Origin of the sequence: Comamonas sp. Z1 (genome assembly GCF_008121555.1) — a bacterium.
GTDB classification, from domain to species: domain Bacteria; phylum Pseudomonadota; class Gammaproteobacteria; order Burkholderiales; family Burkholderiaceae_C; genus Comamonas; species Comamonas thiooxydans.
Genome location: NZ_VOQT01000003.1, coordinates 244,870 through 266,431 on the forward strand (window position 1 = coordinate 244,870; position 21,562 = coordinate 266,431).

Here is a 21,562-nt window from a genome sequence, read left to right on the forward strand (position 1 = left end):
TCGCTGGCAAACCAATTTGCCAGCATTGATGCACCCCGTCATGGGTGCACTTTTGTCAGTGGAATCCTTGATGCGCAGACTTCGCCATCTCACCAACCGGCATCGCACGCCGTCCACCAATATCGCCCTGGGTCTGCTGCTGGCCTTTAACGCAGGTGCGGTCAACGCTGGCGGCTTTCTTGTGCTGCGGATGTATACCTCGCACATGACGGGCTTTGCCTCTCAACTGGCTGACGGCCTGGTGCTTGAGAACGCCAAGCTGCTGCTGAATGCGCTTGGTGCCATCATCGCCTTTACAACAGGCGCGGCCGTCTGCGCGTTGCTGGTGAACTGGGGGCGCAAACGCCATCTGTACAGCGTCTATGCCCTGCCACTGATGCTGGAGGCCGTCATGCTGATTGCCTTCGGCCTGATGGGCACAGTCACCTTGACCTGGAACACTCCCTTCGCAGTGCCGCTGACCGTGCTGCTGCTGTCCTTCATGATGGGTTTGCAGAATGCCGTGGGTTCCAAGACATCCGGCGGCAGCACTCGCACCACGCACATGACCGGCAATTTCACGGATCTGGGCATGGAACTGGGCAAGATGTTCTTCTGGAAGCGCCACGCCAATGCCGGCCTGCAACTGTCGCCCCTGGTTCGTCATGACTGGCGCCGTATGAAGGTGTCCGCAGGGCTGATCTTGATGTTTGTGCTGGGCGGCATTACCGGTGCACTGGGCTTCAAGCATATCGGCTTCATCTGCGTGGTTCCGCTGGCCGCTCTTTTGCTTGTACTGTCCGTGCCGCCATTTATGCGCGATGCAGCGCAGTCCGCCGAGCGGCCGTCACTCTTCAGCAAGAAGAGCTGAGTGCATCCGGTATCTCACGCCGCTGCCGCGACGTCTCCGGGTCCATGCACGACGACCTGATCGCGCCCAAGCTCCTTGGCCTTGTAGAGTTGCTGGTCAGCCCTCATTAGGGCTTCGCGCAGATCGCTGCCGAATGGACTGACAACGACACCCATGCTCAAGGTCACGCGCTGACCATCGGGCAATGGCGCAATGATCTCGACCGCTCCGGCACGAATACGCTGCGCCACACGTTGTGCAGTCTCAATGTCGGCATGGGTCAACAGCAGCACAAATTCTTCGCCTCCAAAGCGAGCCACCAGGTCGGTTCCACGGACACTTGCCTGTATGACTTCCGCGACGGCCTTGAGTACTCCGTCTCCATATTCGTGCCCCCAGTTGTCGTTGACCCGCTTGAAGTGATCCAGATCCGCCACCACGATGGAAAGCGGTTGCGCTTTTCGATCCCGGGCCAGCGGGTCTGCAAGCTCCCAGAAGCCGCGACGATTCAACACGCGAGTCAGCATGTCGTGATTGCGCTCGTCTCTGAGTGTGGCCATTGCATCCCTCATCGAAACGATGAGCATGAGGCCCGAGAACACCAGGCTGAACAATAGCGAGCCCAGCATGGTGACCAACCAGTAAATGGAGCTGAGCATGTCCTGGAGCTCAGTGAATCCCAGAAACAGCACCATGATGGGCCTGAGCACTGTATAGATCGCAAAGGCCCCATAGGACCGGTAAAGCAGCTTTTCCAGCCCGTCACGTCTGACTTTTTTTAGCGCAATGGCAGGAAACGGTATGAAGTGAATGATGCCAAGCCCTGTGTTCAGCCAGAGCACGCGCGCAGCAATGTTGTCCTGCACGATGCTGTACTCGTAAAGAGCAGCAACCACGATGATCGATACCAGGGCCGAGATCTTGGGATATGAGGAGACGGAAAACTTTTGAGCGACGCCCCAGGTACAGAGCCAGGCACCAAGCAGATAAATGGGCCCGGTGTAAACAGCCCACCGAACCAGTTGTCCGTGAGGTGTCAAGCACTGCCAACCCAAGGCAAGCCCCGTAAGTGTCAACCCACAAGCCGTCGAGAGCAGAAACACTGAGCGGCGCTGTGCAAGCCAGCAAAAAGCCATGAGTGCGCCCAGTGCCGTTATGCATACCGGCGCGACCAACAAGTACAGCTGCAAATTGCTAGGCATGAATCAGCCGATCAGTAAAGCTCATTCGCGCGGCTACACATTGGTGGCTACCCATGCTCTGAGGTTAGGAAGAAGGAGTCCGTTTGATCAGTGGACTGTTGAATTCGGGGCGATGTTAGCAAGTGTCCAAAAGCCGAGAAATCGATTTCCCGACAAATATCAGTTACCGGCTCCGGTGCGCGGGACGGGCCAGGCGTCACGAGAGCCATCCCTGCTGCGCTCGAGTTCGTCGCCCCGGCCCGGATAGCGAGCCCTCCGGACCTGATTGCGGCCCGAACTCTTGGCCCGGTACAAGGCCATGTCGGTGCGGCGCAGCAGTTGCGCAGAGGCTTCACCGGCCTGCCAGCTGCCCACGCCGAACGACATGGTGATGGTTCCTGCCGCCGCGTAGCTGTGCGATGCGATGCTGCGGCGCAGCCGCTCGGCCAGCTCCAGGGCCGCCTGCAGGCCGACGCCCGGTACGATGATCAGGAACTCCTCGCCACCCCAGCGCGCAACATGCTCCGAAGACCGTACGGTGCTCCTGAGGACTTTTGCGATCTGCTGCAGAACCTGGTCGCCGGCCTCATGGCCGAACTGATCGTTGACCTGCTTGAACAGATCGACGTCGCACATGATCAGTGCATAGGGAACGCCTTGACGCTCGGCAATTCGCTGGCAATTTTCCAGCTCATAACTTCCGGCACTGCGGTTGGGCAAGCCGGTCAGATCATCCCGGTAGGCCCGTACCAGCAGTTCCTGTTCACGCTGAACCAGGTCGCTGATGTCTTTGGAAATGCTCACATAGTGCGTTATCCGGTGCCTGGCATCGCGCAGCGCCGAAATGCTCTGGGCAGCATGGTAGAGCTCGCCATCCTTGCGCCGATTGATGAAAGTCCGGCTGAAGTTTTCCCCGCGCACCAAGGCGTCGCGCAACTCGGCATAAAACTGTGCCGTATGTGAGCCGGACTGCAGCATGGCCGGCGTGCGGCCCATTACTTCGGCTGCGCAATAACCCGTCTGATGCTCAAAAGCATGATTGACAAACACGAGATAGCCATTGCGATCGGTAATGAATACCGGCGCATTGGCCGAGTTCAATGCCTGGATCATCAAATCCCGCTGCCTTTCGCTTTCCACCTGCCGCGTCACATCCTGCTGCACGGATACAAAATGCGTGATCTTCCCGTCTACATCCCGCACGGCAGAGATATTCCAGGACACATGGTATGGCGTTCCATCCTTGCGGTAGTTGACTGCGCTACCTTGAAAAAAACGACCCTCGGCAAGGCATTGGCGCAATTGCTCAATCACCTGCTGATCCGTCTCGGGGCCCTGCAATATACGCGGAGACCGGCCCAGCAGCTCCTCTGTGGCGTAACCGGTCATGCTGGTAAATGCCTTGTTGCAATAGCTAATGAACGGGCCACCGCCAGCCATTTCGGCATCGGTTATCACCACGGCATTAAATGCCTGGGCCACAGCCACCTCAAGCAGTTGCGGTTGGGTATCCAGGCGAGAATCAGAAAGTGACGAAATATAACTATTCTTCTCCATCGCCACATTCTCACCTTGATTGGGAACGCTGCGACACATTATTTTCTGACCGCCCCTGACACCCGCACAGTCATCGATATCCGCGCCGGTATTGAGCAAGCGGCCGGCAGAGATGTTAATGATTGGACATATATGAAATGCTTGACAAACTTTTTACCCATATGGACCGGTTTGCGAACCGGTTTGCATTTGGCAGCACACCGAAAATGACCGCCTGGTCAACAGACCGGAGGCGCAAACCTTTGGCCTCTGAATCAGGCAGAAGATATTACAAAGCTGCTGCACATCGGACAGGCTCGAACGGTCGGTGCTGAAGCAGCCAAGCCGCAGATGCCACGAGTGCCCGGCAGCCCGGCATTTGCGGATCGTGTCGCCTCGATGCGCTGACGCACCGGTCGTCTGCGTACCAGCTCGGACATACCGGTAAACCCCAGTTTTGCCGGTCACAGCCACTGCAAGCCACTGACCGTCTCCGGCCTGGATCACAATGACATTCGCAACCCAGAGCTTCTTGGGACATGGTCATCAAGCGCCTGCAAATGCCATGCGTCAGCCTAGCTTTCAAAACCGGTGCCAAACCTGAGCTAAGCTCTGGTGTGTGTAGGGTGTGCACGCAGGGAATCTGGTGGCGTCGATTTGGCGTAAGTTTTCACGAGAGCAATCCTAAGCCTTTGATCGCATTGAATTTCATTCAATAAACTCAGCCACTTACTTAAGGATGCCAGTGGTGAACATCGTTATCCTGGACGATTACCAAGACGCGGTTCGCAAGCTCGATTGCGCAAAGCTGCTCGATGCCTTCAACGCCAAGGTCTACACCAACACCATCAAGGGTGTGGGACAGCTATCAGTCCGGCTGCGCGATGCGGATGTCATCGTCCTGATTCGCGAGCGCACCCAGATCTCGCGCCAGTTGCTCGATAAACTGCCCCGGCTCAAGCTGATTGCCCAGACGGGCAAGGCGGGTGCCCATATCGATGTGCAGGCCTGCAGCGAGCGTGGCGTGGCGATCGCGGAAGGCGTGGGCTCTCCGATTGCGCCGGCAGAGCTGACCTGGTCGCTGATCATGTCGGCCATGCGTCGCCTGCCGCAGTACATCGCCAATCTCAAACATGGTGCCTGGCAACAGTCGGGACTCAAGGCGGCATCCATGCCGCCCAACTTCGGGCTGGGCAGCGTGCTGCGCGGACGCATGCTGGGCATCTGGGGTTATGGCCGCATCGGGCAGCTGCTGGCGGGCTACGGCAAGGCTTTCGGCATGCAGGTCTGCGTCTGGGGCAGCGAAGCCTCGCGCCGCAAGGCCGAGGCCGACGGCTATCTGAGCGCCCCCTCCAAGGAAGCCTTTTTCGAGCAATGCGATGTGTTGTCGCTGCATCTGCGCCTGCACGACGCGACGCGGGGCATCGTGACGGCACAGGATCTGGCGCGGATGAAACCGACCGCCCTGTTCGTCAACACCTCGCGCGCCGAGCTGGTGGAGCCCGAAGCCTTGCTCTGCGCCCTGAACCGCGGCCGCCCCGGCCTGGCCGCCATCGATGTCTTCGAAAGCGAGCCGATACTGCAAGGCCATGCCTTGCTGAGGCTGGAGAACTGCATATGCACACCCCATATCGGCTATGTGGAACAGGACAGCTATGAGCTGTATTTCCGCGCGGCGTTCGAGAACGTGGTGAACTTTGCCAACGGCCAGCCCAGCAATATTCTGAACCCCGAGGTTTTCAACGGTCCGCTGCGACTGAACCGCTAGGCTGGGATGCCGCGGCCAGCGGCTATCGGCTATTGCCGGGTCTGCTGTGCAAGCTCGGCCTCCACGGCTTCGTAGACCGATTGACGCACCACTGTCTCCACTTCTTCACGCAGGCGCAGCACCATGGATCGGGTCTGTGCTTCCACAACCTGCGCTATCGCTTCCTTGAGCTTCTGCTCCAGAACCAGATCCACCCGCTGCATGAGTCTGTGGACCAGATACTCTTCGGTCACCACGGCACCGTGCGCATCCAGTGCCTGCTGCAGGCCGGCCGCACCAAAGACCGGGGCGGGTTCAACAGCCTGCTCCACATCTTGCGCCTGGACGAGTGGCTCGGCCGCTTCCTCATCGAGTGCCTCAGACCCGGGTTGAAGTTCTTCATCCTGGGGTTGGCCTGCGTCCGTAACGGATGGCTGCTCCGCCTGGTCTGCGAGCGGACATGCCTCCACGAGTTCGGCAGTTACCAACTCAGTCTCAGGCTCCACCTGCCTGGCCGATATTGCTTCTACCACCTCCCCAGCCATGCTCTGCGCAAATGACTGCTGCGGCGGCAAGGATTCCGGCAAAGGGGGCAGTTGATGCGGAATACCTGCAGGCCGGCCGCGGCCGTAGAGACCGTCCGCCAGCCATGAGGTGTGAAACGACGGCCTCGCCAGAGGGACAACGCTGTCTCCCAGCGTCCGCGGGCCTAGCACCTGCTGCGCAGCTCCCTGAGACTGCTCCGGTGGCGCCGACTGAGCGCTGTCCGCAGTGTCTTCAAGCGCGGCAGCTTCGGGCTGAACCACCTCGGTCAGGGTGGGGACGAAGCGTGGCGGAACTTTGGATGAGGAGTTCATGACCTAGCCCTTGAGATTCAGATCGTGCCGGACGATGGAAAAACCACGCGCTGCATAGTCGCGCCAGCGGGCACGCGCATCCTGGCGATCCATCTCATCGCCGGAAGAAACGATTTCCACCACGCGCGCGAAGCGCTCAAACCCCGACGGCACCTGCGGCGTGAGATTGACCAGGACATCGTAATGAGGCAAGTCCTGCAGGTGTTCGGCCAGGATGACGGGAGAAGCAGCAAGCATCCGCGCTCCATCCGACTCGCAAGCATGCGCGAGAAAATCCGTGGCCGACACGCTCCACAAACGGGGCGAAAGCCGGCTCAGCGCAGCTCCATCCCCCAGAACCACGATACGCGCACCATGACGCAGAGCCTTGCGTGCGAATCGGCACACATAGCCCAGCTTGTCTGGTGCATTGAAATGAAAGGCAATTTCTGTCACAACTCTTGGCGGCAGATGCGGCCTGAAACCAGGCCGCATCTGCCGACTTTTCTTAAGCCGAAGCCTTGGCAGTCACAGGCGTGCGGCGCGAAGCCGCAGGTTTGGCAGCACTCTTGCGAGCCACCGGGGTCCTGGCAGCAGTCGCTGCTGCAGCGGCAACCCGGCCTTCCTGACCCAGCAGATATTGCACCAGCAGGCCTACGGGGCGACCCGTAGCTCCCTTGGCAGCACCGCTCTTCCAGGCAGTACCGGCGATATCCAGATGCGCCCAGGGAATATCGCCCACAAATTTCTGCAGGAACTTGGCGGCCGTCACCGCACCTGCGGCGCGCCCTGCCACGTTGCCCATGTCCGCAAAATTGCTCTTGAGACCATCGGCGTACTCCTCGTCCAGAGGCATGCGCCAGCAAGGATCAAGCGCAACATCGCCAGCGGCCTGCAACGCGGCTGCCAGCTCGTCGCTGGTCGAGAACAGGCCGCTGCGCAAACCGCCCAGGGCGATCACGCAAGCGCCAGTCAGCGTGGCCATATCGACCAGCGCAGAGGGCTTGAAACGCGCTGCGTAATGCAGCACATCGCACAGCACCAGGCGACCTTCTGCGTCCGTGTTGAGTATCTCGATGGTCTGACCGCTCATGCTGGTCACCACATCGCCGGGCTTGATGGCTGCACCGTCGGGCATGTTCTCGCATGCAGGAATCAGGCCCACGACATTGATGGCCGGCTGCAGCTTGGCCAGCGCCTGGAACACGCCCAGCACGCTGGCAGCACCGCCCATGTCGAACTTCATCTCGTCCATCTCGGCTGCAGGCTTGAGCGATATGCCGCCGGTGTCAAAAGTGATGCCCTTGCCCACCAGCACGATGGGGGCCACGCTCTTGGCAGCACCGTTGTAGTGCAATTCGATGAAGCGCAGGGGTTCGCGCGAGCCCTGGGCCACCGCCATGAAAGCACCCATGCCCAGCTTGGCCACATCGGCAGGGCCGTGAATCTTGCAGCTCATGCGTGCTGCCTTGGCAATGCTCTTGGCAGCATTGGCCAGCATGGTGGGCGTTGCATGGTTGGCCGGGCGGTTGGCCCATTCGCGGGCCATGGCCACGCCCTCCTGCTGCGCCACTGCGGTATTGAAAGCAGCGGTAACAGCAGCCGTCTTGGACGATACGCCCAGCACGAGCTTGGTCAGCGCAACGGGCTTGGCCTGGGATTTGGTGTGGGTATAGAGGTAGGTCGCATCGGCAACCGCCTGCACGGCAGCCGCTACAGCCTGGGCATCGGCATCAAAGGCAAAGCTCACAACAGCCTTGGCAATGCCTTCGGTCTTGAGCACCGCGCCGCAGCCAGCCAAGGCATTGCGCACGTCCTTGGGAGTACCAGCTCCCACGCCCAGCAGCACCACACGACGTGCGGCAATGGCGGGCACTTGGTACAAAGGCAATTGCTTGCCGCAAGACAGGGCAAAATCACCCTGCTTCACCGCATGAGCCACCATGGCTCCGATGGCGTCGCTGCCGAATGTGCCCGATGCTGCCTGTTCAGAAACAAGCACCAACAGCAAATCACATTTTTCGCGCGCTGCAGCGGCAGCGGTCAGAGCCTTCAGTTCAAAGTTCATAATCGGTGTTTTCCTTTTAGCCAATGTTATTCGATTCATCCATACGCAAAGAGCTGGCCCGCAGCTTTGGTGCGACGGCCGTGGTTCTGATCACTGTGGTGATGACCATGATGCTGATCCGCACCCTGGGTCAGGCTTACAAGGGCAGTGTCAGCCCTTCCGACGTGATGCTGGTCATGGGTTTCACCGTGCTCGGACAACTCCCGACCATTTTGGGCCTGAGTCTGTTTGTCGCCATTGTGGGATCTCTTTCCCGCATGTACCGCGACAGCGAGATGGTCATCTGGTTTGCCGCCGGCCAGGGTCTGGCCAGCCTGCTCAAACCCTTGCTGCGCTTTGCCTGGCCGGTGATTCTCATCACGGCCGTCCTGGCCCTGGGCGTGCTGCCCTGGTCCTATCAGCAAATCGAGCAGATCAAGACCCAGTTCCAGCAGCGCAGCGACTTGGATCGCATCGCACCCGGCGAGTTCCAGGAATCGGCCGGCGGCACACGCGTGTTCTTCGTGGACAAGGACTCTCCCTCGGACATGGCGGCCAGCAATGTCTTCGTGGTCTCGCGCGACCCCGGCAAGGAGTCCGTGACCTCGGCAAAGGGCGCGCATCTGGCCGTCATCAAGGGCCAGCGCATGGTGATTCTCGAAGACGGCCAGCGCATGGAGACACGCAGCGACGACGGCTCGGTGCGCATCACCGAATTCAAGGAATACGGCGTGCAGGTCGACAACGACAACCCCGTCGCCATCGAGGAGATGGCGGCGCGCAGCATGCCCACCAAGGACTTGATCGGCAAGGACGAGCCAATTGCCCGCTCCGTGCTCGCATGGCGTCTGGGCCTGCCGTTTGCCGCGCTCAACTTTGTCATTCTGGGCCTGGCCATCTCCAGCGTGAACCCGCGTGCGGGCAATAGCAGCAGCCTGATGATCGCCCTCTTCGCCTTTATCGTTTACTACAACCTCATGACACTGGGCGAGAGCTGGGTCAGCGCCAACAAGATAGGCATGTGGGGCATTCTGGGCCTGCTGCACGGCAGCATCCTGATCGTCAGCGTGCTGGTACTGCTGGCGCGCCATTTCCGCTGGTCGCCGCGCGATCTGCTGCAGCGCTCGGGCACCCGCAAGGAGGTGGCACGATGAAAGTCCTGCGCAACCTGATCTATCGCGAGGTCGTACAGGCCGTCCTGTATGTCTCGCTGGCCTTTCTGGCGCTGTTCTTCTTCTTCGACCTGGTCGATGAAATGCGCTGGGTAGGCAGCGGCAACGCCGGCTACACCGCCACGCGCGCCCTACTGTTTGTGGCCCTGTCCATTCCGGGCCACCTCTACGAGCTGATGCCGATTGCCGTGCTGATCGGCGCCATCTTCGTGATGGCCAAGTTCGCCCAGAGCTCGGAGTTCACCATCATGCGCACCAGCGGCATGGGCCCCTGGCTGGCACTGCGCACGCTGCTGATTCTGGGCATGAGCTTTGTGCTGCTCACGGTGCTGGTGGGCGACTATATTGCCCCCGCTGCCGACAACTTCAGCCAGAAACTGCGTGTGGTCAGCAAAGGCCAGATCTCCCGGGGCGCGACAGGCGCCTGGCTCAAGGAAAAGCAAGGCGATCACTCGGTCGCCATCAACGTCGGCGCCGTCAAGAGCCCTGGCGACTTCGTCAATGTGCGCATCTTCGAGTTCGACAGCAAGGGCCGTATCGCCGCGCAGATCAACGCCCAGTCGGCCCAGGTCGATGAAGACAGGGAGCAGTGGACGCTGCAGGGCGTGCAAGGCAGCAAGGTGGCCCAGGATGGCGATGTCACCAAGCTAAGTCCAATCAGCGAAGCCAGCATGAACTGGCCCACCAAGGTCACTGCGGCCATGGTCTCGGGCGCGCTGCTCAAGCCTGATCGCATGACCACGATTGCGCTGTTCCAGTTCATACGCCATCTGCAGGACAACGGCCAGGCCGCGCAAAAGTACGAAATCGAGTTCTGGCGCAAGGTCTTCTACCCGCTGAGCTGCCTGGTGATGGTGGTTCTCGCCCTGCCTTTTGCCTATCTGCATTTCCGCTCGGGCGGCATCACGGCCTATGTGTTTGGCGGGGTGATGGCCGGCATCAGCTTCTTCCTGCTCAACAACGTGTTCGGCTATATCGGCACCCTGCAATCCTGGTGGCCCTGGCTGGCCGCCGCGGCGCCGGGCCTGCTCTACACCGCGCTATCGCTCTCGGCCTTTGGCTGGCTGGTACTGAGGCGCTAGGCCATGAACGACGAGCAACCCCCTTCTCCAGATCAAACCGGTCTGATCCTGCTGGCCCATGGCTCCAGAGATGCTCTCTGGCGCCAACCCATAGAGGCCGTGCACCAGCTGGTACAGGCAATGCGGCCCGACCTGCCCTGCATCTGCGCCTATCTGGACGCCTGCGCCCCGGATCTGCCTGCAGCCACTCAGACCCTGATTGCGCAAGGTGTCAGACATCTGATCGTGCTCCCGCTGTTTCTCGGCACTGGCAAACATGCACGAGAAGACATTCCGCGCCTTCTGGACGAATTGCGCCGGCAGCATCCCGCCTGTCGGTTCGATCTGCAGACCGCGGCGGGCGAGAATCCGCGCGTCACGTCCCTGCTGGCGCAGCTGGCAATAGAGGCGGCAGCCGGCACCGAAGCGCTCAAACATACAGATTTCAAATAAAAAATAGCTTCTTTAGATATTTGAAGCATAATGATGCAAGTTCTTAGTCCATGCCGTCATGAACCTGCATCAATTCCGCTTCGTTCAGGAAGCCGCCCGCCGCAATCTCAACCTCACCGAGGCGGCCAAGGCCTTGCACACCTCCCAGCCCGGAGTCTCCAAAGCCATCATCGAGCTTGAAGAAGAGCTGGGCATCGATATCTTTGCGCGCCACGGCAAGCGCCTCAAGCGCATCACCGAGCCGGGACAGGAAGTCCTCAAGAGCATAGAGCTGATCATGCGCGAGGTGGGCAACCTCAAGCGCATCGGCGAGCAATACAGCGCCCAGGACAGCGGCACGCTGAGCATCGCCACCACCCACACCCAGGCCCGCTATGTGCTGCCGCCCGCCGTGGCACGCCTGCGCGAGCTCTATCCCAAGGTCACCATCAGCCTGCACCAGGCCACGCCCGCCGAAGTCGCGCGCATGGTGATCGACGAAGTCGCCGAGATCGGCATGGCCACCGAATCGCTGGCCGACTACCCCGATCTGGTGACCCTGCCCTGCTACGAATGGCAGCATGTGCTGGTCATCCCCACGGGCCACCCGCTGGCGCAGAAAGAGCGCATCACGCTCGAGGACATCGCCCAGGAAGCCCTGATCACCTACCACCCGTCGTTTACCGGACGCGGCAAGATCGACCATGCCTTCGAGATGCGCCGCCTGCATCCGCATATCGTGCTGGAAGCCATCGATGCCGACGTGATCAAGACCTATGTGCGTCTGGGCCTGGGCATCGGCATCGTGGCCGAGATGGCCATGCGCGACGATCCCGTCAACGACCTGGTGGTGCGCCCCGTCGGCCATCTGTTCGGCACCAGCGTGGCCCGTGTGGCCATCAAGCGCGGCGCATACCTGCGCAACTTCGTCTACCGGTTTGCCGAGCTGCTCAGCGACCGTCTCTCGCGAGACCTCATCATGCGCGCCATGAACGGCAGCGTGGACGACTTCGGGCTCTGATCCGACCCGCCTCAAGGGCCGGTGCCTGTGCGTCCGGCCCATGCATTGCAAGACTATCGTGACTCCCAACTTCCCCAGCAAGCTGCCCAATGTGGGCACCACCATTTTCACCGTCATGTCGGCGCTGGCCGCCGAACACCAGGCCGTCAATCTGGGCCAGGGCTTCCCCGACTTCGGTTGCGACCCCAGGCTGCTCGACGCTGTCAACGACGCCATGCGTGCCGGTCACAACCAGTACCCGCCCATGGCTGGCTGGCCCGCACTGCGCGAGGCCGTGGCTGCCAAGATCGAAACGCTGCACGGCCGCCGCTATGACGCGGGCAGCGAAATCACCATTACCGCCGGCGCCACCCAGGCCATTCTCACAGCCATCCTGGCCACCGTGCATGCAGGCGACGAAGTCATCGTGCTCGACCCCTGCTACGACAGCTATGTGCCCAATATCGAGATGGCAGGCGGCGTGGCCGTGCGGGTGCCGCTGACACCCGGCAGCTTCCGCCCCGACTTTGCCAGGATCGCTGCCGCCATCACTCCGCGCACGCGCCTGCTGATCATCAACAGCCCGCACAACCCCAGCGCCACCATCTGGACCGATGCGGAAATGCGCCAGCTCGAAGCCCTGCTGGCGCCCACCAATGTGCTGCTGATCAGCGACGAGGTCTACGAGCACATGGTCTTCGACGGTGCCGAGCATCTGAGCAGCGCCCGCTACCCGGGCCTGGCCGAGCGCGCCTTCATCGTTTCCAGCTTTGGCAAGACCTACCATGTCACGGGCTGGAAGGTCGGCACCGTGGCCGCGCCCGCCGCCCTCAGCGCCGAATTCCGCAAGGTGCACCAGTTCAATGTGTTCACCGTGAACACGCCCATGCAGGCGGGTCTCGCGCAGTACATGCAGGACCCCGCGCCCTATATGGAGCTTTCGGCCTTCTACCAGGCCAAGCGCGATCTGTTCCTCGGCGGCCTGCAGGGCTCGCGCCTGAAGCTGCTGCCCACGGCCGGCACTTATTTCCTGTGTGCCGACATCTCCTCTGTCTCGGACCTCAACGAGGCCGAGTTCTGCCAGTGGCTGGTCCGGGAAATCGGCGTGGCAGCAATTCCGCTGTCGGCCTTCTACGGCGACGGTTTCGACCAGCGCGTGGTGCGCTTTTGCTTTGCCAAGAAAGACGAAACCCTGATCGAGGCTGCAGCGCGCCTGCGCCAGCTCTGAAACGCTGAGACCCATAAAAAAGGAGCGCCTACCGCGCTCCTTTTCTCGTTTTCAGCAGGTTTCCATACTGAATCTATTGATCAGAAAGCGCAAGCAGCTATCGAATTTTCTTTTCTTCATGCCGTCTCTGCCAGATGGCGCAGCATCAGCACCGCCCCCAGCACAATGCCGGCCAGCGCCACAAAGCTGCCCAGACTGAGCATGGAGATCGCGCTGATGCCCTGGCCCACGGTGCAGCCCATGGCCGTCACACCGCCCACGCCCATCATCAGCCCTCCCAGCAGATGACGGGCCAGATCGCCGCGGTCGGCAAAGCCCTGCCACTGGAAGTCCCTGCGCCACAGCGCATGGACAAAGCTGCCCAGAACCACGCCCGCGACCGAGGCAATGCCCCAGGTCAGCACCTTGTTGCGATCACTGAAGAACATCAGCCAGTCCAGCGTGTGCGCCACCGGCGTGACAAAGCTGAAGGCCTCGATGCGGCCGCTATAGGTCGCGGCATAGACCTGCTCCAGCGTCTCGGGGTGCTCGGCCACCAGTGCCAGATGGCCGCCTAGCCACCAGGCCGCCGTCACGCACAGGCCGACCAGCAGCCCGCCCAGCAGCACGACCCGGCTGCGCTCGGCGCCGGGCCGGGGATCGAGGGCCAGCAGCAGCAAGAGCGCCCCCAGGCCCAGGCCCAGCACGCCGCGCAATGGCGTCAAGGGCCAGGCCATATGGCCGGCCAGCCATTCGGGCAGCAGGGCCGGGCCCGCGAATTCAAGATGCACGCCGTCCAGCCAGCGCACCCGCGCCACGGCGGTAATGCCCTTGAGCGTGGCAAAGGCGGCCACGCCCATGACCAGCAGCACCACCAGCGCCTTGAGGCTGCCGCTGCCCAGCCGGGTCAGATTCCTGGCCCCGCAACCCGATGCCAGCACCATGCCGCCGCCAAACAACAGCCCTCCCGCCAGGGCCGACAGCCACAGCAGGCGACGGCTGGCATAAAGGGCATCACCCACCTGCAACTGGCCCCACAGCGCCAGCGCCGTGAAGCCCAGCATGCTCACGGCGATGGCCATGCACCACTGGCGTGCCCGCCCCCAGTCCTGCAGATACACCACATCGCTGATGGCGCCCACGGTGCAAAAGCGGGTCTCGCGCATCACAAAGCCCAGCACAGCGGCCAGCAACAAAATGGCCACCAGAACGGTGGCCGTCAGGGAATCAAACTCGGCAGGACTCATGCGGGCATTGGACGGCGCGGCCCGGCTTCAAGGCAATGGCATATACCCCAGCCCGCGCGCTAACACTGTCTTAATCGGCTTTCATCAGGCCTTGGCCAGCCCCTGGTTGCCGCCGACATTGATCAGTCTTGGCTCGTCAAGCCTGCGCGGCCCGAGCGTCTTGCGGTCCTTGAGCCAGGGCTCGACCAGCTCCCAGATCGGCTTGTTGCCGGCCGTCCTGGCTTCCTCGGCCACGGGCGCCCAGCCGGCCACCTTGTATTTCTTGTCGGCCTCCAGCAGCTGACCGTTCAGGCGCATGTCGCTGATGCGCCGGCCCGCGCCGGCCGCCGGGTCGCACTGGTAATGCAGGCCGCCCACGCGCACCATGTCGCCGCCCTGCTGGTAGTAGGGGTCGGGGTTGAAGAGATTGTCGGCCACGTCTTCGAGCACGGTCTTGATCGTGGCGCCCGTCATCTCGGTCACCGTGGCATAGGAATAGGTGGTGGCCGTCATGTCCATCAGCCATTCGCGCGTGATGTCCTGCCCGGCCAGCAACGATGTCCCCCAGCGAAAGCCCGGCGAGAAGGCAATCGGCGCATTCTGCACCTCCATCATGGCGTCCAGCAGCAACTGGTCGCCCGTGCCGTTGAAGTTGCCACGGCGGTACAGCGTGCCGTCGGTGCGCGCCAGCACTTCGCCCAGCCGGCTTTCATAGGGCGCACGCACCCGGGTGATCAGCGCCTGCATCTGGGCATCGGCAGGCAGGATGTTGGCGAATACCGGCAGCAGCCGGTACTGGAAGCCGCGCACCTGGCCGTCCCTGACATCGAAGTCCAGCACCCCGAGAAACTTGCCGTTCGAGCCCGCGTTGGTGACGATGGTCTTGCCGCCTGCGTTCTGCACCAGCGTGGGCACTGGCATGCCGTCATGCGTGTGCCCGCCCAGGATGGCGTCTATGCCGCGCACGCGGCTAGCCATCTTGAGGTCCACGTCCATGCCGTTGTGCGAGAGCACGACCACCACCTTGGCGCCCTTGGCGCGAACCTCGTCCACCATCTTCTGCAGATTGTCGTCCTGGATGCCGAAGCTCCAGTCCGCCACCATGTAGCGCGGGTTGGCGATCGGCGTGTACGGAAAGGCCTGGCCGATGATGGCCACGGGCACGCCGTTGATCTCGCGGATCACATAGGGCTTGAACACCGGATCGCCGAAATCGGCGGTCTTGACGTTTTGTGCCACAAAGTCGAGCTGCGTGCCGAAATCCTTGTCGATGATCTCCTGCACGCGCTGCATGCCGTAGGTGAATTCCCAGTGGCCCGTCATCACGTCCACGCCCAGCAGCTTGCAGGCATCCACCATGTCCTGGGCATTGGTCCAAAGCGAAGTGGCCGAGCCCTGCCAGGTATCGCCGCCGTCCAGCAGCAGTGCGCCAGGACGCGAGGCGCGCATGCGCTTGACCAGCGTGGACAGATGGGCAAATCCGCCCACCTTGCCGTAGCGCCTGGCCGCCGCCTCGAAGTCCAGATAGCTGAAGGCATGGGCCGACGCCGTGCCTGGCTTGATGCCCACGGAGCGCAGCAGATGCTCGCCCACCAGATGCGGGCGCTGGTTCTTCATCGCAGCAATACCGAGATTGACACTGGGTTCGCGAAAGTGAATCGGGTTGAGCTGAGCATGGCAGTCCGTCATATGCAACAGGGACACATTGCCGAACGGCGCCACCTCATACAAGGCCTTGTCGGCCAGCGACTGATCGGCGTAGGCATAGCGCTGCAATCCCATGCCCGAGACACTGGCTGCTGCCAGCACTTGCAGAAATTCGCGTTTGGAAAGACTCATGCTGATATCCGTTGGTACCTATGCAAACAAGGAGGCAAGCACGGGCATTTCTACCCTGCCCGATCCGAATTTGCATAAGTTGTGTGCGTAATGCTGCGCGCCGCAACTGCTTGGCAGACGCCAGGCAAGGGGTGCGAAGGGTCATCCCCTCTCGAATTGCGAAGCAATGCGAGAGAGGGGCAAGCGGCATAGCCGCTCAGAGGGAGCTATTTGTTGACGGGAGAGGCAGGATCGACAAGCAAGGCGACAAGATCTCGTGTCTGCGCTTCGGTGAGGATGCCGGAGTGACCGAAGCGGGGCATGCCCGAGCAGGCGTTGTAGGCCTTGGCGTTCCAGATCTTGCCCCAGGTGTACTCGACGATGGCTCTGGATTCGGGGCTAGACGGATCCTTGATGCCGCGAATCTTTCCATAGTTGTAGAGACTGGGGCCCAGCGTGCCAAAGGAGATTTCTTCCTTGCTGATCTGGTGGCAGTTGTAGCAGTTGCCGCCATTGGCGCTGCCTGCCTTGTCGCTCCAGGTCATGCCTCTACCGTTCTGGGCGATCTTTTCGCCCTCCTTCCAGTCGCCGAGCAGCTTGCCATCCTGAGGCCATTTGACGGTCTTGAGATTGGCAGCTTCGATGGCTTGCGCACGTGCAGGTGCCAACGGCTTGCCGGATGCATCGGCAGCGCTGCAGGCCGCATTCGATTCGTCCTGCTGCAGGCGATCGACCTTGGCGATGCCCTGGTCGCGGAAAGAGGTCTGCACCATCCTGGCCGTCAAGGCATCGATGTCCGCCGCCCCGTCGACGGAGGCACAGCCCAGCACCAGCAACGATGCGGCCACGGCCAGGTACGGCATGTGTTTTTGCTTGCGCATAGGGCCTCCTTATCGCTTGATGGCCGGTGCGGTTGACGTCCCGCCCTTGCCGTTGACGCCCATGAACACCCCCAGCGCCACCGTCACGTCGCTGGCGTAACCGGGATAGGGAAAGCGCTGCTGACGGAAGCAGTCGTTGAGGCGGCGCTGCATGCTCCAGAGCTCGCCTGATGAAACCCGATAGGCGGGCCAGGCGCCAAAGCCTTCCGCAGCCCCGGGGTTCCTGGTCAGATTGGGCAGATCCTGCATGCGGATTCGCTTGCCATCCGCACCATGGCAGGAAGCACAGGCAAAGTCATGCGGGCCGCCGCGCATATAGAACATGCGCTTGCCCGCCTCGTACATCTGCCTTTCCTGCGCATGGCCTTGGGGCAGGTTGAACTTCATGCCTTTGGACTGCGATGAAATCCAGGCCACCAGCCCTTCCATGTTCTTTTGCTCGTCCTTGCCGAACGCTGTTGCCGCAATCTTTTGCGCGTCCAGCCCCTGCAGCCTTTCCATGCAGGTCAGCAGGCGCGACTCCAGATCCTGCACCCTGCCAGTGTCGGCAAAATAGCGCGGCAGCTCCACAAAGGCACCCCTGACCACGCCCGGCCCCTTGCCCAGATCGCACTGCTCCATGGACGCCTTGCGGGGGCCGCGCTTTTGCTTCCACAGCTCCTCACCCTTCATCTCGAACAGCTCGGCAGGGTTGCCGTCCTGCAGCATCTCGCGGTACTCGGCAATGCCGTCGGCTGTGGACTTTTGCGCCAGCACCGGCGCGGCCATGCACAAGGCCAGCACGGCGGCAGCCGCCTGGCCCGGGGAGGAATGTCTCATGGGGCACCTCTCTGTTTTTTGATTGATTCTGGACTTGGGTGAAGGCTGGCCGGCGGCCAGCCGCTGTCTCTGCCGTGCTCAGCTCACGGTCGCTTCATCGGTGCGGGTTTCGCCCTTGTTGTCCTTCCAGCTCACCGAAATCTTGTCGCCAGCCTTGGCACCCTTGACCACGAACTGCAGAAACGGGTTCTTGGAAACCGCGGGCCCCCACTCAGCCTGCAGCACCTGCTTGCCGTTGTGCGCGGCCGTCACCTCCTGAATAAACCAGGCGGGCACGGTCTTGCCTTCCGCATCCTTGCGCTGGCCGGTCTCCATTTCATGGGACATCAGCACGCGCACGGTGGTCTTGTCACCTGCAGCCTGGGCACGAATACGCATTGGATCAGCCATGTTCTTCTCCTGTTTCAGATGACTTTTTGCAATCAACCGCCGCAGCCACCGAGGGTGACCTTGACTTCCTTCTTGGCATAGAAAGCCTTGCCGTCATTGGTGATGGCCACGGCATACACATCGGAGGACTGCCCCAGCTTAGCGCGGGTCAGGAAGTTGGCTTCCAGCGCCTCGTTGACGGTGAAGGCCGCAACCAGCGTGTTGGGGTTCTTTTCCACCAGCACCAGCATCTGCTTCACATTGGGCAGGCTGGTCGCGGCGCCCAGAGGCACGACGGCCCCGTTTTCGGCGATGTCGGGCGCCGTCAGCGTCACGTCCTTGCTCTCGGCAGGCGCAGCAGCTCCCATGGCCTTGAGCACATCGGCCACGGTCTTGGCATCGAAAGCGGTCTTGTTATAGGCCGCCTGCGCTGCTTGCGGCAGCAGGCCGGCGGCCACCAGCATGCCGAGCACGGCCGCACTGTTCCTGAGGGCGTCTCTACGTTTCATCTTTGTCTCCTTTTCATTCATTTCACAGTCGCACGACACAAGCTGCATCAGGGCTTGGCGCCCGCCGCCAGCCACTGGGCAATCACCTTGGCATCAGCATCGCTGAGATTGGGCTGGGGTGGCATGGGTGTTGATCCCCAGACGCCGGAGCCTCCGACCCTGATCTTGTTTGCCAGATAGTCCAGCTGGCCACCGTGCTTGCTGGCAATTTCGCTGAAGGCCGGGCCGACGAGTTTCTGCGCCATGCCGTGGCAAGCCATGCAGGCGTTCTTCTCCAGCAAGGCCGTCGGTGCCGCACTGCCCGATTTCCTGTCAACCGCAGGCTTGACCGCCTTGCTTGCACCGCCATCGGTCTCGATGCCGCGCTGGGCACCGACCAGCCGGTTCTGCTGGGCCAGATTGCCGTGGTTGTTGCTGGCATGCTCGGGCAAGGCCGAGCGCAGCCTGGGCTCGGGGCCGCAGTTGCTCATGCAGGCAGTGGCCAGCACATCGGGCCTGACGCTCTTGCCGAACTCATTGCCGGGCCACAGAGCATGCCGGGTCGTCATGCCGTTGCGGTTGGGCAGCTTCCGCTGCACCTCGGCAATGTTCGTATCGCTGAGCGTGAAGCTCTCGGGCACCACGCCACCGAGGTTGAGCAGATAGGCCGTGACGGCATACACCTCTTCGGTGGACAGCGACTTGGGCGCATTCCAGGGCATGGCACGATTGATGTAATCCCACAGCGTGGACACCGTGGCCACCTTCATCAGGGTCGTGCGGCCCGGAAAGGCCGGATCCTTGAGCCGCGCCACATGCCCGGTCTTGATGTCCTCGGCCGTGGTGCCGCCGACCAGCGGGCTGAACACCTCGTTGGATTCGCCGAACACCCCATGGCAGGACGCGCATTTGGCCTCCCACACATCCATGCCTTTTTGCACCGAGCCCGAGCCTGCGGGCAGCCCCTTGAAGTCAGGGCGCACATCGATATCCCAGGCCAGAACCTCCTTGCCCGTGGCATTGCGGCCCACGCCGGGATAGCGGTCTTCGGCAGACTTGCTCTGCGCTGCAGCGGGCCCGGCGGCCACGCCCATGGCAAGCAGCGTCAGCAGGAGCAGAGGTTTATGCAAGCTGAACATTCGCGACCTCCCCGTTGGCACGTACCGCCCAGGACTGGATGGAATTGTTGTGATAGATGGAGCGCGTGCCGCGCGCGGCACGCAGTTGCTGGTAGCTGGGCTGCACATAGCCGATCTCATCCATGGCGCGGCTCTGGATGATGCATTCCTCACCATTCCAGACCCAGTCCAGGTTGAAGCGCGTCAGGCATTTGCCCATCACCGGCCCTTCGAGCCGGGCCGTGCGCCAGTTGCGACCGCCATCCACACTCACATCCACGCGCTTGACCTTGCCGCGCCCCGACCAGGCCAGGCCCGTGATGTTGTAGAAACCCTTGTCCAGCAGCATCTGGCCGCCGGACGGCGTGGTGACCACACTCTTGCACTCCTGAATGCTCGAGTACTGACGGTGCTGTCCATCGGGCATCAGGTCCACATAGTGGATCGCCTCGTCCTTGGCTGCATAAGGCATGTCGCCCACCTCGATGCGGCGCAGGTATTTCACCCAGCTCACGCCCTGCACGCCGGGCACCACCAGACGCAGCGGATAGCCCTGCTCGGGCCGCAGCATCTCGCCGTTCTGGCCGTAGGCGACCAGCACCTCGCCCGAGGTAATCAGCTCCACGGGGATGGTTCGCGTCATGGACGAGCCATCCGCCCCCTCGGCCAGAATGAACTTGCCCTTCTTCAGATCGGCACCGGCCATCTCCAGCAGCGTAATCAGGGGCACGCCCGTGAACTCGCTGCACGACAGCATGCCGTGTGTGTACTGCACCGTGGGCACGGCCACATTGCCCCACTCCATGCCGGTGTTGGCGCCGCATTCTATGAAATGAAAGCGCGACACCGAAGGCAGACGCATGATCTCGTCCATGGTGAAGACCTTGGGATTCTTCACCAGACCATTGATCATCAGCCTGTGCTTGGAGGGGTCGATGTCCCACCAGCCCTGGTGGTGGCGCTCGAAATGCAGACCGCTGGGCGTGACGATGCCGAACAGCGACTGCAGCGGCGCAAACGATACCGAGGCCTGCTTGGTCTGGGTCAGACCCGGGCTCTGGCGCCGCTGCACATTGGCCTCATATCTGGAGGGCTTGCCGTAGCCGTCGGTGACCACCGGCTGACCCAGGCCCTTGCTGTGTGCGGGCAGCTCCAGAATATTCGGGTCCCCATCGCCGCTCACGGCCTGCCGGTCCTGCGCATGGACGGCTGCAGCGCTGGCTGCCGCGGCCGCGAAAGCCCCGCGAATGAAGTCACGCCGACCTGCCCTGGCTTCGGCAAACACCGTACCTACATCGTCCGCCCGCACAAAGTTTTCGGGTGCCTTGCGCACCTTGCCCATCAACTGGCTTTGCATAAGCTCTCTCTTTGATCGTTGGTGGCGCTTACTGGGAAAGCACGACACGCCTGTTTCATTTGGAACCCTTGAGAATCCAGGCCGCCAGCGTCTGGGTGTCCGCATCGCTGAGTGCTGGCTGGGCGGGCATGGGCACCGGCCCCCATTTGCCGGAGCCACCGGCCTTGATGCTTTTGACCAGATAGGCCTGTGCATCGGCCTGGGTCGCATATTTCCTGGCCACATCCTGGAACGCCGGGCCTACCAGTTTCTTGTCTGCCGCATGGCAGGCCATGCAGGCGTTCTTCTGCGCCAGCGCCTGATCCGCCTGCGCCAGTGCAGGAACAGCCAGCCCCAGCAACACCGTCAAGCCACCCAGCCAGGATGCAGTCTTCATCGCTTGGTCTCCTTATATTTATATATAAGCATGTTGTTATTTAAAGTATCCAACAGCTCGTC

21 protein-coding genes are annotated in these 21,562 nt (G+C 61.8%); 7 read left to right on the forward strand and 14 right to left on the reverse strand.

Going from position 1 to position 21,562, the window contains the following annotated elements:
* Nucleotides 1-70 precede the first annotated feature (70 nt).
* Nucleotides 71-850, forward strand: coding sequence for a YoaK family protein (locus FSY45_RS07835; protein ID WP_087082417.1), 780 nt, complete (start codon nt 71-73; stop codon nt 848-850).
* A 14-nt stretch (nt 851-864) separates the two neighbouring features.
* On the opposite strand, the gene FSY45_RS07840 is transcribed toward FSY45_RS07835, so the two are convergent.
* Complete coding sequence (locus FSY45_RS07840) at nt 865-2,031, reverse strand: GGDEF domain-containing protein (protein WP_003062843.1); 1,167 nt, start codon at nt 2,029-2,031, stop codon at nt 865-867.
* A 159-nt stretch (nt 2,032-2,190) separates the two neighbouring features.
* Nucleotides 2,191-3,666 carry a GGDEF domain-containing protein gene (locus FSY45_RS07845; protein WP_255443238.1) on the reverse strand — a complete coding sequence of 492 codons (1,476 nt, stop codon included), beginning with the start codon at nt 3,664-3,666 and terminating at the stop codon, nt 2,191-2,193.
* A gap of 628 nt (nt 3,667-4,294) precedes the next feature.
* On the opposite strand from FSY45_RS07845, the gene FSY45_RS07850 reads away from it, so the two are divergent.
* Nucleotides 4,295-5,314 (forward strand): D-2-hydroxyacid dehydrogenase family protein, encoded by a 1,020-nt coding sequence (locus FSY45_RS07850; protein ID WP_003062839.1) that lies wholly within the window; start codon nt 4,295-4,297, stop codon nt 5,312-5,314.
* Between the two features lie 29 nt (nt 5,315-5,343).
* Here the strand turns inward: FSY45_RS07850 and FSY45_RS07855 are convergent, their stop codons facing one another.
* Genes FSY45_RS07855 through FSY45_RS07865 form a run of 3 tightly spaced genes read right to left on the reverse strand, consistent with a single transcriptional unit; the run spans nt 5,344 to nt 8,197 of the window.
* On the reverse strand, nt 5,344-6,150 hold the full coding sequence (locus FSY45_RS07855; protein ID WP_046460169.1) for a hypothetical protein: 807 nt from the start codon (nt 6,148-6,150) through the stop codon (nt 5,344-5,346).
* Between the two features lie 3 nt (nt 6,151-6,153).
* Nucleotides 6,154-6,585, reverse strand: a complete 432-nt coding sequence (locus FSY45_RS07860; protein ID WP_034361514.1) for a DNA polymerase III subunit chi — start codon at nt 6,583-6,585, stop codon at nt 6,154-6,156.
* A gap of 52 nt (nt 6,586-6,637) precedes the next feature.
* A complete protein-coding gene (locus tag FSY45_RS07865; RefSeq protein WP_046460168.1) occupies nt 6,638-8,197 on the reverse strand; it encodes a leucyl aminopeptidase in 1,560 nt (519 codons plus the stop codon).
* A gap of 23 nt (nt 8,198-8,220) precedes the next feature.
* On the opposite strand from FSY45_RS07865, the gene lptF reads away from it, so the two are divergent.
* The 5 genes from lptF to FSY45_RS07890 are packed head-to-tail and all read left to right on the forward strand — an operon-like array spanning nt 8,221 to nt 13,069.
* Complete coding sequence (gene lptF / locus FSY45_RS07870; protein ID WP_012838835.1) at nt 8,221-9,330, forward strand: LPS export ABC transporter permease LptF; 1,110 nt, start codon at nt 8,221-8,223, stop codon at nt 9,328-9,330.
* Complete coding sequence (gene lptG / locus FSY45_RS07875) at nt 9,327-10,430, forward strand: LPS export ABC transporter permease LptG (RefSeq protein ID WP_046460167.1); 1,104 nt, start codon at nt 9,327-9,329, stop codon at nt 10,428-10,430. Before lptF ends, lptG begins: the two co-directional genes overlap by 4 nt.
* A 3-nt stretch (nt 10,431-10,433) precedes the next feature.
* The gene (locus FSY45_RS07880) at nt 10,434-10,862 is read left to right on the forward strand and encodes a sirohydrochlorin chelatase (protein ID WP_046460166.1); all 429 of its coding nucleotides are present in this window, start codon (nt 10,434-10,436) and stop codon (nt 10,860-10,862) included.
* A 58-nt stretch (nt 10,863-10,920) separates the two neighbouring features.
* On the forward strand, nt 10,921-11,862 hold the full coding sequence (locus FSY45_RS07885) for a CysB family HTH-type transcriptional regulator (RefSeq protein WP_046460165.1): 942 nt from the start codon (nt 10,921-10,923) through the stop codon (nt 11,860-11,862).
* Between the two features lie 40 nt (nt 11,863-11,902).
* Entirely contained in the window at nt 11,903-13,069 is a 1,167-nt protein-coding gene (locus FSY45_RS07890; RefSeq protein WP_034361512.1) for a pyridoxal phosphate-dependent aminotransferase, read from the forward strand.
* A gap of 116 nt (nt 13,070-13,185) precedes the next feature.
* On the opposite strand, the gene FSY45_RS07895 is transcribed toward FSY45_RS07890, so the two are convergent.
* The 9 genes from FSY45_RS07895 to FSY45_RS07935 all read right to left on the reverse strand — a co-directional run bounded on the left by FSY45_RS07895 (nt 13,186) and on the right by FSY45_RS07935 (nt 21,500).
* Nucleotides 13,186-14,295, reverse strand: coding sequence for a YeeE/YedE family protein (locus FSY45_RS07895; RefSeq protein ID WP_046460164.1), 1,110 nt, complete (start codon nt 14,293-14,295; stop codon nt 13,186-13,188).
* Nucleotides 14,296-14,379: 84 nt separating this feature from the next.
* Complete coding sequence (soxB, locus tag FSY45_RS07900) at nt 14,380-16,113, reverse strand: thiosulfohydrolase SoxB (RefSeq protein WP_003062818.1); 1,734 nt, start codon at nt 16,111-16,113, stop codon at nt 14,380-14,382.
* Between the two features lie 206 nt (nt 16,114-16,319).
* Nucleotides 16,320-16,973 (reverse strand): sulfur oxidation c-type cytochrome SoxX, encoded by a 654-nt coding sequence (gene soxX / locus FSY45_RS07905; RefSeq protein ID WP_003062816.1) that lies wholly within the window; start codon nt 16,971-16,973, stop codon nt 16,320-16,322.
* A gap of 9 nt (nt 16,974-16,982) precedes the next feature.
* Complete coding sequence (soxA, locus tag FSY45_RS07910) at nt 16,983-17,792, reverse strand: sulfur oxidation c-type cytochrome SoxA (protein WP_046460163.1); 810 nt, start codon at nt 17,790-17,792, stop codon at nt 16,983-16,985.
* A 78-nt stretch (nt 17,793-17,870) separates the two neighbouring features.
* Nucleotides 17,871-18,182 (reverse strand): thiosulfate oxidation carrier complex protein SoxZ, encoded by a 312-nt coding sequence (soxZ, locus tag FSY45_RS07915; RefSeq protein WP_003053938.1) that lies wholly within the window; start codon nt 18,180-18,182, stop codon nt 17,871-17,873.
* A 32-nt stretch (nt 18,183-18,214) separates the two neighbouring features.
* Nucleotides 18,215-18,670, reverse strand: a complete 456-nt coding sequence (soxY, locus tag FSY45_RS07920) for a thiosulfate oxidation carrier protein SoxY (protein ID WP_034361536.1) — start codon at nt 18,668-18,670, stop codon at nt 18,215-18,217.
* 47 nt (nt 18,671-18,717) lie between these two features.
* A complete protein-coding gene (locus FSY45_RS07925; protein WP_003062810.1) occupies nt 18,718-19,788 on the reverse strand; it encodes a c-type cytochrome in 1,071 nt (356 codons plus the stop codon).
* The gene (soxC, locus tag FSY45_RS07930) at nt 19,772-21,124 is read right to left on the reverse strand and encodes a sulfite dehydrogenase (protein WP_046460162.1); all 1,353 of its coding nucleotides are present in this window, start codon (nt 21,122-21,124) and stop codon (nt 19,772-19,774) included. Before soxC ends, FSY45_RS07925 begins: the two co-directional genes overlap by 17 nt.
* Before the next feature lie 55 nt (nt 21,125-21,179).
* Nucleotides 21,180-21,500 (reverse strand): c-type cytochrome, encoded by a 321-nt coding sequence (locus FSY45_RS07935; protein ID WP_046460161.1) that lies wholly within the window; start codon nt 21,498-21,500, stop codon nt 21,180-21,182.
* Nucleotides 21,501-21,562 lie beyond the last annotated feature (62 nt).